Here is a 12,875-nt window from a genome sequence, read left to right as displayed (position 1 = left end):
AACTCTTGTCCTTCTCATGCAAGAAGATGTGCGATCAATTGCAGCAGCGTCTCCAGATCAAAGGGTTTTTGCAGCGTTCTGAGATGATCCAGGGCGCCGTTTTCTTGTGGCAAATCGGCACTCATCAGGAGGATGGGTGTGTGCTCACCTCCTTCTCTCCGCTGCAACTGGTCGGCGAGTTCCAGCCCATTCATCCCAGGGAGATGATAGTCTAGGAGAAACAAATCAGGCGTGATCGTTTGCAGCATAATCAGCGCCATCTCGCCGCTCGGAGCAAGATGCCCTTGATAGATTGCCTCCTCCTGGAGCACTTCCAGCAGGAGATTGCCAAGGATGGGATCATCTTCGACAATGAGAATACTCTTGACAACTATAACATCACTACATGCTTGTGGCTGGGACGTATACATGTGCGCTCCTTATGTTCTTTTCAGGGGAAGCGTCACCTGAAAAGTCGATCCTTTTCCCATTTCGCTCTCCATCGTGATGGATCCTCCATGGTATTTCACAATCTCCGCGACAATATACAAGCCCATTCCGAGGCCTGGAAAGGCGCGCTGATGTGGAGCAACCGCCCGATAGAAGCGCTCAAAGATTTTCTCGCGCTGCTCTTGTGGAATGCCGATACCCTGATCATGCACGCTGAGCGTCACGGCCTTTTCGGATGTCTTGATATCCACCTCTATTGTGTTGGCTCCTGGGGAATATTTGATCGCGTTGCTGATCAGGTTCAGCAACATTTGCTCGAGCCGGTCCTTATCCCCGACCAGAAGCGGGGGGGACGCGGCACGATGCACGACGATGGTATGGGTCGTCTGCATCTGCTGCACGATCTCAACGACCTCCTGGAGCACGTCGTCCAGATTCACCGTTTCTTGGGCATACTCCAGGGTGCCAGCCTGAATTTTGGAGAGGTCGAGCAACTCTCCGACCAATCGGGTAACCATGTTGAGTTGTGCCTCCATCCGGGAAAGAACGGGATCCGCGTTGTCGATGCCTTGCTTTCCCAGTTGCTTTCGTAATAGTTGCGTTTGCAGCTTCAAGGACGTGAGCGGTGTCTTGAGTTCATGGCTGACCATCCCTAGAAAGTGATCTTTGCGCTGCTCCAGCTCCTTGCGGGCTGAGTTGTCCAGCACAAAGCCGATGCCCTGGAGCACCTCCCCATGAAAGGCCACTCCTCCCATGAGCACGTCCAGGCGGCTACCATCCTTACACACGAGTTCGGCTTCAAAGGGCGTGGTATCTTGCTGCACGACCAGTTCCTGGTGCGCTTGCTGGAACAGCGAGGGCTTCGAGGTTGGCAGGGTGAAACTGCCCCAGTTGATACACCGCCGGCACAGCTCGTCCCGGTTATAGCCCGTCATCCTCAGGAAGGTGTTGTTCCCTTCCACCACCACGTCGCCTTCGGCGAAAAAGATCCCGATCACGCTGGAATTCATGAGATGGTTCACGCGTTCCTGGCTCTGGTGCAAGGCGTCCTCGGTTTGTTTCTGCCTCTGAATATCGGTGCAGGTGTCAACCCATTGGACGACCTGCCTCTCCTCGTTCCGCAGCGGCACACCCCGTGATAAAAACCAGCGATAGGCGCCCGGCTGTCTCTCCCTGAGACGATATTCAAACTCATAGGGTTCCCCTGTCTCTAATGCCTGGCGCTGAAGAGCCAGGACCCGTTCTCGATCCTCAGGATGCACAAACTGAAGTGAGGCTGCTTCATCAGACGTGATGTCTGTTCGGGGGGCTGTGTGCCACATGCCCTGGATGCACAGCCGGTCAGTGGGAGGCAGGTGCTGGAACCATTCATCCTCTGGGGGTTGCTCGGCCATCTCGTGGGCGTAGTCGTGCGAGCGTCGATTACAGTAGGCGATGGAACCATCAGGCCGCCTGATCCAGACAAATTGGGGCACGGTATCGAGCACAGTACGAAGTTCCACTTCCACGTGCTTGTACCGGGTAATATCGAATCCCGTACAGATCAGATACTCGACCTGCTGATTCGCCGCACATTGGGGCGTCAGCGTCAACGCAAGGTCGATATACCTTTCTGGGTGTGGGTATATGCGGGCTTCAAAACGTACCGTCTCTCCCTGTCTGGCCTGTTCGATCGCCGCACCTAATTGCCTTTGGGCATGCGGGACAGACGACCACCAGGGAACAGCGGTGAGCGGTTTGCCAATCACCTCCTCGAGCTGGACCTGTGCGTCCGTCAAGGGACGCTGACTGATCTCCAGGATCAGTCCCTCCGGTGTCAACATCGCGACCCGCTCAGCACTGTGCTCCAGGAGATCCCGATACCGCTGTTCACTTTGGCGAAGGGCGTCCTGGCACTGCGTTGGTTCTGTGTTTTCCTGGAACAAGACCGCGAGGCCCACTCCGGTGGGCGAGATCTGTGCATGAAACCAGGTCTGGGTCACCGGGGAACGATAGTCCACGTCGGTCAGTTTCCGCGTCTGTCTGGCCTTGAGCACCGCCTGGTAGAGCGTTGTGCTCACCAGGTGAGGAGCGAGGCACCAGAAGCTGTTTCCAACAAGCGCCTCTTGTGTGGTGCCGAGCATGGTCTGCGCGCTGGCATTGGCATACACAATCGTTGTGGCGTCATCGACGACAAACAACGCATCAGGAAGCGTCTCAAGCGTGCTGAGGAGCGTGTCACGCGATGTGGGCAGGCTTGACTCGCTGCTTTGTGGATTGAACATCATACTGTCTCTCTCCCTTTCACGTCTCCCCATCCCTGGTGGCAACGATGTTTTCCCGCTTTGAACCTCAAGAAATATTATGCAATGGAGATGATCCCTCTTCTGTCACATCGGTTGGAACAAGCTATGAAAAAGTGTGTGTATGCAATACGTGCGTTTCCCGGAGAGGCCAGGAGCAATGAGCATCTGCCCCGGGCCCTTTCAGGGGCGGCTTTTATGGCTATCCGTTGCAGCGCTTATTTACAACGGAGGAGGAGATAGGATGGCGTAATGCTTCTTGGCTGAGGATCTCTTCCTGAGTCATTCTCCCCAGGTGACAACCGCGGGTATTGTCAACGTACATTTTTCTCTTGATGAGCTTTCACCACTGAACCTTCATGTGAGGTCTTTCAGAGGGCTTTCTTCCGAGAAGATTTTGGGCCGGCGCCCACTTCTCTCCAGAATTTCTGGCGATAAACTCAATAATTGCCCTTGCGTTGACAATACCTCCTCATGGTTTTTTAGGACTTGACCATAGAGGGTCTTCATCCTGGTACATTGAGCACGATTTTTCCTTGATGGTGCCGCGTCTCCAGTCGCTCATGAGCCTGCATGGCCATGGCGAGGGGAAACACCTGATCAAGGTGAACCGTCAACTGACCATGGTCCAATGATGGTCTCCTTTCTGCAATGCAGCGTTCGTGCTTTTGTCTTTTACTAACACCAAGAAGTATACTCTGATAAAGGATCTGTTCAAAGGGCCATTTTCAGGTAGAAGAAAGAGGCCATTTAAGAAAGATGTTGATTCATACAGGGGCTTTAAGGAGAGCAGATACAGTATGTCTAAAAGAGCACTACCTGGCAAAAGGCTAGAAATCTCTCTTGACCAGAACGCGTCAATTTCGTTGTACAAACAGCTTTACGAGCGATTGCGCTCGGAGATTCTCACAGGACAATTAGAGGCCGGTACGCGCCTGCCTTCGACGCGCGTGCTTTCGAGTGAACTGGGGGTATCACGCAACACCACCGCTCTTGCCTACGAGATGTTGCTACTGGAAGGATATATCGAGAGCAGGGTGGGAGATGGTACGCGGGTCGCCCATCTGCAATCAGAGCAGTCGTTTAGAGGAGATCAGCACACAACGGATAGCTCAGAAACGCCTCAAGCAGTGCTTGCCCGGCGCGGCCAATTGCTCATCAAGGAGTCTTCTTCAGAAGAATTCTTTACCGACCGGGCCAACCAAAGCACAAGCGCGTTCCGCTCCGGCCAGCCAGATGTGGCAGCCTTTCCGTACGAGGTCTGGGCCAGATTGGTCGCAAAACATACGCGCCACTCACTGCAAGCCGTCTCATGCTACCAGGACGCGCAAGGCTACGCCCCGCTGCGCGAGGCTATCGCCGCGCACATCGGTATTACACGCGGCGTCCACTGCTCGCCTGAACAGATCATCCTCACCGCTGGAGCACAGGGAGCACTCGACCTGGTCGCGCGCGCCTTGCTTGATCCTGGTGATCTGGCCTGGGTCGAAGATCCTGGGTATGAAGGAGCACGTGGAGCACTGCTGGTCGCCGGGGCAAAACTGGTCCCCGTGCCAGTAGATCGGGAGGGGATCGATGTTGAAAGCGGACGACAGCTTTGCCCAAAGGCACAGCTGGCTATCGTTACCCCTTCGCATCAGTTCCCGACAGGAGTCACCATGAGTCTCAGCCGACGGCTCGCGCTGTTAGAATGGGCGAGAGAGACCCAAGCCTGGATCATCGAGGATGATTATGATAGTGAGTATCGCTTTAGTGGACGACCGCTGGAGGCGCTGCAAGGGCTGGATAACGCCAGACGCGTGATCTATATTGGAACCTTTAGCAAAGTGCTCTTTCCCTCATTGCGCCTGGGTTATCTGGTCATCCCCACCGAGCTGCTCAAGGGCTTGATCGCAACGCGCCGCATTATCGATAGGCACCTCCCACTCCTCGAGCAATTGGCCCTGGCCGACTTTATTGCTGAGGGTCATTTTGCGCGACACTTGCGAAAAATGCGTGGGCTGTACAGAGAACGTCGGAATGCTCTCATAGAGGCACTTACACAGGAATTCGGCGAGATGTTAGATATCATCGTACCAGAAGCAGGCATGCACTTGGTCGCTTGGCTCCCTGAAGGGATGAGCGCCCAGAGAGTCGTCCAGCAAGCTTCAGCGCATGGCCTGCACCTTCTGCCTCTTTCACAACCCAGCCAGCGCCCCTTTCAACGTGACGGTCTTCTTTTTGGTTTTGCGAGCGCTTCCCCAGAAGAACTGCGCGCGGGGGTAAAAACACTAGCGCTGGCACTAGGAAAAATGTGACCTGAACGGTTCTATCAGAACTGAGCGCATAAAAGCCCACAGAAAGGGATGAAAGCCATTCGCATCAGGAGTTGCAGGGAAGCAAGTTGTTCTGTGAACAACCGTCGTTGCTCCCGAAGAGGCAGTGTTTCTCCCGTAGTGTGACGTGGGCGAAAGTAGTTACGCAATTCATCAAAAGCGCGGCAAAAACGCGCCGCTGATGCGAAAATCCCAAAGCCACGCATCAGATAGTACCGTTGTCTCACTCCTCAATGGTCTTGCTCCAACCAATTGTTGAGATATTTATTGGTCCGATGCAGTACGTCGCTGCCAAGGATCCTACGTATTGCTCGTGGGTAGGAAGTATGCCCAAATGGCCCCTTTCGTCTACCTGAAAATGGCTCTTTTGATAAGCCCATCATTGGAGTATGCTTTTCGTGTCAGGAAAAGAAAGTTTTTTCAAGAAGCAGATAAAGGAGATGTCCAGAGGGAAGCGAGCATGAATGGTCGAGTTGCAAAAAAATTGGGCTGAGAAAATGGTGCAGGTAATATGGCTCTCCCCAATGTGCTGAGCTTTACATTTTTTTGCAACACGACCGGCAAAACTGCGCAATCTGACTGTTCCTACGCTGATTATATGGGGAGCGAGCGATAATCTGTTTCCCGTGACGTGGTCACACTGGTTGGCAAACACTATCCCCGGCACAAAGCTCCGGGCGGATGTGCCCCATGCTCGGCTCTATATGCTCGCAGAACATGCCGCCGAGTTTAACGCGGAGCTACGAATACTCTGGCAAAGGTAGGTCATTTGCGTTTCTGGATGATTGCTTTTAGGCGCTTCAAAGAAGCATGAGCACCTGAGCATCGTTCTCTCTGTGATATTGGCTGGTGGCTTTCAGACAGGATCACTCTGATGAGATGTCTGAAAACCATGAGCAGGCATGTGTTTCGCGCCGATTTTCTCGCGTTTGCTTCAAAATCCGCGCAGAAGTGACCTTATATACTCATTGAATCATGGCCTTTGTCATCAATTGGTACTTGGAGCATTTTTTTATGCAAGAATATCGTTCTCATAAGCGTCGGAATACGTCATCTCTACAAGCATCCCGCCAATCCTGGTTTGAGGCTTTCACGTTATCCTGGCGTGCTGCCTTGCGTATGAATATGCCGCAAGCAATGGTTTTGAAGGCGCTCCGTGGAACTGCAGGGATCGCGCTTCCATTGGCTATGGGATTGGCTACAGGTCATATGGTGGAGGGTGCAACGGTTGCTGGCGGAACCGCGCTCTGGACGGTCATGAATATGACGAACCCTAATCATGCACGGCTCCGCGTCTTATTTTTGAGCTGTGTGAGTATGGGGGTTGGAGCTTTTATCGGTTCCGTCATCGGCACGCTCCCGATCTTGCCGATCGTGGTCGTGGGTGCCGTGGCGTTTGTAGCAGGCCTCTTAGTGGTAGCCAGTCTACCTGTCGCCATGATTGGCATGCAATCGTTGGTCGCCATCCTGTTCCTTCAGTCCTTTGCGCGTGATCCTCTGCACGCGTTCTTCCAGACGGCACTTGTCTTCACAGGAGCTTTACTTGCATTTCTGCTCGAAATGCTCCTCTCACCCTGGCGTCGTACTGGTGCTGAGCGAAAGATGTTGTCTCTGTTCTTTAAGCGCCTGGCAGAGATGGCCGGAGCGACCGATGACAATCTGGAGATGCATAACAAGATGGTACGTGCAGCGTTGGTCCAGTCCCAGGCGATCCTGCTCGATCGTGATGACCACCGCCCACGAGGAAGAGCACTTTTCGCACTCTATGGCGAGGCCGAACGGATGCGCCTGTTGCTCATTGTCTTGCATCGACTGAGACAGGAGTTACGAGAAACACCCTCCGAGTCAAAGGAAGGCATCGCCGCCCTGGAACAACTTTTGCAGGAGCTTTCAAGGAAGCTACAGAGCGTCTCCCAGCACCTTATCCTCGGACCCGGCGCTTTGCGGAGGGAAGAGGAAGCAGGGCAATTACGGTCAAACGAGAACATCGAAATGATTTTCTCCCAGGCGCAACAATGGCAGGCCACTTCGTCTGAGACGCAAGCACTCTTTCAAAACATCCTTGCCTATGTTCAGCGTGTGATCCGTCTCTTGTATAGAATCGAGTGTTTAACACAGACATGGCGCTACCCTGATCCCGTAGTTCTTGCGGAATATACCCTCCACCACCATTCAGCATGGGCCGAATTCTACAATGTGCAAGCCATCCTCAGAGCAAATTTCACGTTTCGTTCAACCGCGTTTCGCCATGCGATTCGCCTGGGGGTGACGCTGGCGCTCACAACCGCTCTCTATCATCTTCCAGGATGGCCTATCGGGGGGGGGTACTGGATATCGTTCACGGCCTTTGCTATTCTCAAGCCAGACTTTAATACAACGCTCACGCGGAGTGTGTCTCGTCTGGTGGGAACCTTGGGTGGGGTGATCCTCGCAACGGTGTTGCTCGTGACATTGAAACCGACACCAGAGATGCTTGTCCTCATTGTCGCTATTGCAGCCTATATCACCCTTGCTTCATTTTTTGTCAATTATGCACTCTATTCCGCCTGGATAACGATTGCGGCAGTGTGCTTATTTGCCCTGGTGACTCCGCATCCACTGACAAATGTCTTCGACCGTACTATCAATACGCTGATAGGCGGAGCGTTGGCGTTCGGCATGTTTTTGATCTGGCCGACTTGGGAGCATATGCAGCTCTCTCCCAATATGGTGGCGCGTGTGGAGACACTGCGAAAGCACTTTCTTGCTGTCATGGAGGCGTATATTCAGCCTGATACTTCTCATATCGAGCGCGTTGTTTCTCGCCATCGAGAAGCGAGGCTTGCTTATTCGAACGTCGAAGCCTCGCTAGAGCGCATCACACATGAGCCCTCAGCGCTTCATTTCAATACAGTTCGGGCGCAGGGGCTGCTGGAAGCGCTCAACTCGATCTCATTGAATATTCTGGCCCTTGAAGGCTATCAATTGAATGACGTTGTTCTGCCCTCTGCCATGCAAGATCAACTGAGGTTTTTTGTGAAAGAGGTAGACACAACATTACAACGCCTCTCCCAGACGCTTGCGACTGCCCAACCAGAAACCATCTCGTGCGCTGGCTTAGATGCGGCGCTGCATGCTCTGACCGAGAGTGAAACGTCGGCGCGATCGTCGCAGGAACCTTCGGCAGCCGAGCAATCTTTCCTGGTGAAGGAAGCAGAACAAATTGTTCGCACTATCGATATCATCAGCCAACTCTTGCCTACTGACGACCTGGAACGTGAGGCGGTGACAGCCTGATTTTAGCTACGACAGCAAAGAGCGACGGCAGCGACGTCTATGCCGTACTGCGTCGCTCTTTCCCGATGTATCGTTTCGCTCTGAACGAAAGGAGCCCACACATATGCTCACAGGATATACAAAGCAGCTCTCCATTTTGCCGTTTGATCATCGCAATTCATATATCAGCGGTTTGTTTGGCTGGAAAGAGCCGCTCAGCGTCGAGCAAGCGTTGAGAGTAGCTGAGAGTAAACAAATTATCTACGAGGGCTTTATAAAGGTACTTATGACACGCAGCTTCGGCTCCGTTTCATGGTCCAGGCCATAGAGGAATTGCGGCAGGCGGGCGTGGAACCGGATGTCTGGAAAATTGAAGGGTTGGATCAACGCATCGACTGTGAGCGGATAGTCGAAGTGGCGCACCGCAATGGCGGGCAGAACGTTGGCCTCATCGTGTTGGGGCGCGGAGCAAGCCAGGAGCGTATGACGCATTGGCTCCAGGCGGCCGCCAGCGTGCCGGGATTTATCGGCTTTGCCGTTGGCCGCACCAGTTGGTGGAACGCCGTCGTTGCCTTTGAGGCAAAGCGTCTCTCCCTGGACGAAGCTACAACGCAAATCGCGCAGAACTTTGAGACCTGGAGCCGGATCTTTCAAGAAGGTCGTCAGATCAGCGTGGCAGCTGATAGTAGCCAGGGAGACCATTAGTTTTTCACTCGGGATGACTCGTATGCTGATATTGTTTGAGGAAAGGTATTCTTCAAAAAACATCTTTTCTCACCTTTTCTCGCATGCATTCTCACATTGAGATGGAGATAACCAAGGAGACGAAGAATGAACACAATCCACAATATAGGGGTGGCGGCACAGATTGGTCGCTACAGTGATGGGGTAGAGGTTTCAGGCAAGGTTCGCTGGCTGCATACATCTGGAACGCCTGGCATCAGGCCTGATGGAACTGTGCCAGAGACGATTAAGGAGCAGGCCGACCAGGCCTGGAAGAATATTCTGGCCATCCTGGAATCTGCTGGCATGGGGGTATCTGATATCGTGAAGGTCAACCAATATCTGATTCACGCGGAGGATAAATCGGCCTATATTCAAGTTCGAGGCCGTTACCTGGGTGAGGTTTGTCCAGCAGGCATGTTTTCTGTGGTTACCGAATTGATTCGCCCGGAAATTCTCGTTGAACTCGAGGTCATTGCGGCAAAAACTGAAGGAGATTCATTATGAATAAAATACATAATACAGGAGTAGCAATCAAGGTTGCTCAGGTCGGTGATGGTCCAGCGGCCATGTCGTTGATTGTGTCAGGATTTATTCGTCCAGATTTTCTCGTCGAGGCTGAGGTACAGGCAGCGAAGTAAAACGGAATGGAGGAGAAACCATTGAGAATCATTGACCATCAAGAGTTGAAACAGAAAGTGGACCACCATGAATCCTTTCGCTTGGTGATGGCTCTGAGTGAGTGGCAGTACCAGACAAAGCACATTCCTGGCTCCCTCTACTTCGCCACCATCCAGGATGCGCTGACCGAGCTTCACAAAGAAGACGAGATTGTTGTCTACTGTTCCGACCGAACCTGCGTTGCCAGTGCAGCCTTCGGCAAGTTGCTTGAATACCAGGGCTATGCTCATGTGTTGCATTTTGCAGGTGGGCTGGCCGAGTGGGAGCAAGCAGGCTACCCCTTAGAAGGCCAGGATGTCAGGGCGTGATGGTGGAACGACCAGCGGTTTGTGAATACGTACCGGGCACCTTATCAGGAAAAAGCACATATAAAGCCTGAAAAGAAGGCCTGACGTGGAAGGCATGTCATTTGCGTAGTCAGCAGCGCCGCCATGATAGTGAACGCTATGCATCCCAGAACTGTCACAGGGCTATCCATACCGGGAAGCCCACAGGACAGAAGATCAGGACATAAATCACTGGCGAGCCGGATGATGCTAACGTATCAAATCCGGTTCTGAGGGAGGCCGAGGGAAAAGGATTGGGCCACAATACCTTGCCAGCGGCCTACCCTATCTCGTTGCGCATCCCGTGGGATGAGTCATTTCATCGCCAATCATTCTCCTGTTCAGTTTGCGCCGATGATTCATAATGCGAGGGAAAGTATGACGTTTTTACATGGATCGATTGCTGTTTGCACGGAGGTATCTGCCAGAAAAGGTGGAAGAGATGCATCGGATATAGCTCTGTATGTGTGGCGGTGCTTTGCTCGTTTTGCTGGCCTGGAACATAACAGCGCAGGCGGTTTCTGCCGCAAGCATGCATCTGAACAGACCGCAGGTAGCTTGTAAAGTTGTTCTCGTCTATGAATGGCCTCCCCAAGCTCGCGATCACGATCGGGACCTCTTCTGAGGGTGGGAAGAGTACACATGATACGGTCGAGGTGTTTGCGAGCGGATGTGAGGGTTCTTCAAGTTCACAAAAATCCAAGAGGAAAAAAGGAGAGAGAAATGAAAGCCATTGGCATTGTTTCTGAAAAGATTGGTGGTCCCGAGCTTTTGGAAGTGGTAGAGGTTGCGAAACCCGTACCTGCTGCTGGGGAAGTGCTCTTGCGGGTGAAAGCTGCGGCTTTAACACCGGATGAACTCACATGGTCGGAAACATGGTATATCCATGGGGATAGCGCCCAGCCACGACCACGCCCTATTATCCCCGGCCACGAGGTCTCGGGGATTGTTGAAGCAGTTGGTGGGGGAGTGACAGCGTTTCAAGTAGGCGATGAAGTCTATGGGCTTCCCCGCCCTGATCGTGATGGCGCCTGGGCTGAATATGCCATTGTCACTCCCAATCAGATTGCCCTACGACCCCGATCAGTCAGTCATGAAGAGTGTGCGGCTCTCTCCCTCTCGGCGCTCACCGCCTGGCAGGCACTCTTCAAGAAGGGGAACCTGCAAGCGGGACAGCGTATTCTCATCCACGGTGCCGCTGGTGGTGTGGGGAACTATGCCGTTCAGCTTGCTCATCTCAAAGGCGCATACGTGATCGCCGTGGCTTCTGGACAGCACCGCGAGACCCTGCTCTCTCTTGGTGCCGATGAAGTGATCGATTACACCACCACCAACTTTGCTGAAGTGGTGAGTGATATCGACTTTATCTTCGATGTAGTCGGAGCCTCGGTGATTGAAGCAAGCATCAAACTGCTCAGACCAGAGGGTACATATGTAGGAATTGCTGGTACCTCCAATCTGGTGAGTAAATATGCCGAGCAGTACCAGAAGAAGGGGGTCTGGTTCATCGTTGAAGCCAACGCCGATGATCTTACACAGCTTGCTCGCTTCACCGATGAAGGGCACCTGAAACCACTGATCGAGAAAGTGTATCCTCTAGAACAGGCTCGTCAAGCCTACGAGCGCCTCTCAGAAGGTCATCTGCGCGGAAAACTAGTTCTGAGTGTCTAGAACAGATGCAAGCTCTGTTTGGGAATTTGTGCAAAAGTTGGCTCTTGCCCAGTTAGAGAGCCTCGATCAGAATGACTATTCTTCCTGGGCAACGTCGCCCGGGTGTGCCAGGCGCCCCAGGGGTAGCGGCCACCTGCTGCTGCTTGTACTCCTCATCGAGGACACCCACCAGGCACGTGTCTTCCACCGGGCCGGGCTCGACAAATCTCACCCTTATTTTGATGAGCTTAATTTTTTTTTGCAACACTACTGGATTGGTTAGCGCGCCCCTATTGCCAGCGAAAACGTAGATGCGACCTCCCTCGACAGGTATGGAGGTCAGGCGGGTGCGAGGTTCGCCACTTTTTGCCCAGGTTGGCACGGAACTCTTCGATAATCTGACGATCCTAGTCGTTCAGGTTGTGTTGCAAAAAAGGAAGCTGATCTGGTACAGTCAAGGAAAACGAGCGAAAGAGACACGTTATGGCAGAGCAGCATCCATTCAAGTGGCGTCATTTTCAGTCCGACATCATTCTTTTGTGCGTCAGGTGGTACGTACGCTATGCTTTGAGTTACCGCGATCTGGAAGAGATGATGCTCGAACGTGGTTTGCACGTGGACCATACCACGATCTATCGCTGGGTTCAACACTATGCCCCCGAACTTGAACGGCGGTGCCGTCCCTATTTGAAGTCCACGTCGGACTCCTGGCGGGTCGATGAAACCTACGTCAAGGTCAAAAAAGAGTGGGTGTATTTGTATCGAGCAGTTGATTCACATGGGAAGACGCTCGATTTCTTCTTGAGCTCGACGAGAGATGCGCAAGCAGCCAAGCAATTCTTGCTCAAAACGCTCACCGCTTCGCATTGCAGTGAGCCACGAGTCATCAACGTCGACAAAAATGCCGCCTACCCCAAAGCATTCGCAGAATTGAAAGAGACAGGACATATCCCTGAAAGCTGTGAGCTCCGACAAGTGAAGTACCTCAATAATCTCGTTGAACAAGACCACCGGTTTATCAAACGACTGACGAAGCCTGGCATGGGCTTCTTCTCCTTCGAGACCGCTTGGTGAACCTTACAAGGCTTCGAGGTGATGAACCTGATACGCAAAGGACAACTGCGGGGCGTGGCAAAAGGGGATGTGAGAGGGCAGGTCGCACTGGTCGCCAAACTCTTTGGAGTGGTTGCTTAAACTGAACAAGGAGCGTTGCT

General features: G+C 52.9%; 12 protein-coding genes and 2 pseudogenes. 9 read left to right on the top strand and 5 right to left on the bottom strand.

Features of this window, described 5'->3' with window-relative positions; genetic code table 11:
* Positions 1-14 precede the first annotated feature (14 nt).
* From JMJ04_RS44335 to JMJ04_RS44325, 3 genes are all read right to left on the bottom strand, one after another.
* The gene (locus JMJ04_RS44335) at positions 15-410 is read right to left on the bottom strand and encodes a response regulator (protein ID WP_201376761.1); all 396 of its coding nucleotides are present in this window, start codon (positions 408-410) and stop codon (positions 15-17) included.
* Between the two features lie 9 nt (positions 411-419).
* Complete coding sequence (locus tag JMJ04_RS44330; protein ID WP_420799604.1) at positions 420-2,693, bottom strand: PAS domain-containing sensor histidine kinase; 2,274 nt, start codon at positions 2,691-2,693, stop codon at positions 420-422.
* Between the two features lie 524 nt (positions 2,694-3,217).
* Positions 3,218-3,406: a zinc-binding dehydrogenase gene (locus tag JMJ04_RS44325; RefSeq protein WP_268887451.1), complete on the bottom strand. Its 189-nt coding sequence runs from the start codon at positions 3,404-3,406 to the stop codon at positions 3,218-3,220.
* A 105-nt stretch (positions 3,407-3,511) separates the two neighbouring features.
* Here JMJ04_RS44325 and pdxR point away from each other — a divergent pair, with 105 nt between their 5' ends.
* Positions 3,512-5,008 carry a MocR-like pyridoxine biosynthesis transcription factor PdxR gene (pdxR, locus tag JMJ04_RS44320; protein ID WP_201376759.1) on the top strand — a complete coding sequence of 499 codons (1,497 nt, stop codon included), beginning with the start codon at positions 3,512-3,514 and terminating at the stop codon, positions 5,006-5,008.
* A gap of 14 nt (positions 5,009-5,022) precedes the next feature.
* On the opposite strand, the pseudogene JMJ04_RS47765 reads toward pdxR, so the two are convergent.
* Positions 5,023-5,358 (bottom strand): annotated as a pseudogene (locus tag JMJ04_RS47765) (DDE-type integrase/transposase/recombinase); the annotation flags it as partial.
* 682 nt (positions 5,359-6,040) lie between these two features.
* Here JMJ04_RS47765 and JMJ04_RS44315 point away from each other — a divergent pair.
* The 7 genes from JMJ04_RS44315 to JMJ04_RS44285 all read left to right on the top strand — a co-directional run bounded on the left by JMJ04_RS44315 (position 6,041) and on the right by JMJ04_RS44285 (position 11,682).
* Positions 6,041-8,302 carry an FUSC family protein gene (locus JMJ04_RS44315; RefSeq protein ID WP_201376758.1) on the top strand — a complete coding sequence of 754 codons (2,262 nt, stop codon included), beginning with the start codon at positions 6,041-6,043 and terminating at the stop codon, positions 8,300-8,302.
* 103 nt (positions 8,303-8,405) lie between these two features.
* A complete protein-coding gene (locus tag JMJ04_RS44310; protein WP_201376757.1) occupies positions 8,406-8,609 on the top strand; it encodes a hypothetical protein in 204 nt (67 codons plus the stop codon).
* The gene (locus tag JMJ04_RS44305; protein ID WP_201376756.1) at positions 8,594-8,986 is read left to right on the top strand and encodes a 2-deoxy-5-keto-D-gluconate 6-phosphate aldolase domain-containing protein; all 393 of its coding nucleotides are present in this window, start codon (positions 8,594-8,596) and stop codon (positions 8,984-8,986) included. Before JMJ04_RS44310 ends, JMJ04_RS44305 begins: the two co-directional genes overlap by 16 nt.
* A gap of 126 nt (positions 8,987-9,112) precedes the next feature.
* A complete protein-coding gene (locus JMJ04_RS44300) occupies positions 9,113-9,511 on the top strand; it encodes a RidA family protein (protein WP_201376755.1) in 399 nt (132 codons plus the stop codon).
* Entirely contained in the window at positions 9,508-9,645 is a 138-nt protein-coding gene (locus JMJ04_RS44295; protein ID WP_201376754.1) for a RidA family protein, read from the top strand. Before JMJ04_RS44300 ends, JMJ04_RS44295 begins: the two co-directional genes overlap by 4 nt.
* A 21-nt stretch (positions 9,646-9,666) precedes the next feature.
* Positions 9,667-9,993: a rhodanese-like domain-containing protein gene (locus tag JMJ04_RS44290; protein ID WP_201376753.1), complete on the top strand. Its 327-nt coding sequence runs from the start codon at positions 9,667-9,669 to the stop codon at positions 9,991-9,993.
* Positions 9,994-10,734: 741 nt separating this feature from the next.
* Complete coding sequence (locus JMJ04_RS44285; protein ID WP_201376752.1) at positions 10,735-11,682, top strand: NADP-dependent oxidoreductase; 948 nt, start codon at positions 10,735-10,737, stop codon at positions 11,680-11,682.
* A gap of 52 nt (positions 11,683-11,734) precedes the next feature.
* Here the strand turns inward: JMJ04_RS44285 and JMJ04_RS47760 are convergent, their stop codons facing one another.
* The gene (locus JMJ04_RS47760; RefSeq protein WP_236039152.1) at positions 11,735-12,043 is read right to left on the bottom strand and encodes a hypothetical protein; all 309 of its coding nucleotides are present in this window, start codon (positions 12,041-12,043) and stop codon (positions 11,735-11,737) included.
* Between the two features lie 101 nt (positions 12,044-12,144).
* Here JMJ04_RS47760 and JMJ04_RS44275 point away from each other — a divergent pair.
* Positions 12,145-12,855, top strand: a pseudogene (locus JMJ04_RS44275) (IS6 family transposase).
* Positions 12,856-12,875: the final 20 nt, after the last annotated feature.

The sequence above is a fragment of the Ktedonobacter robiniae genome (assembly GCF_016587375.1).
Lineage (GTDB): Bacteria > Chloroflexota > Ktedonobacteria > Ktedonobacterales > Ktedonobacteraceae > Ktedonobacter > Ktedonobacter robiniae.
Note: the sequence above shows the minus strand (reverse complement) of the source record. Positions and strands in the feature narration are given on the sequence as shown.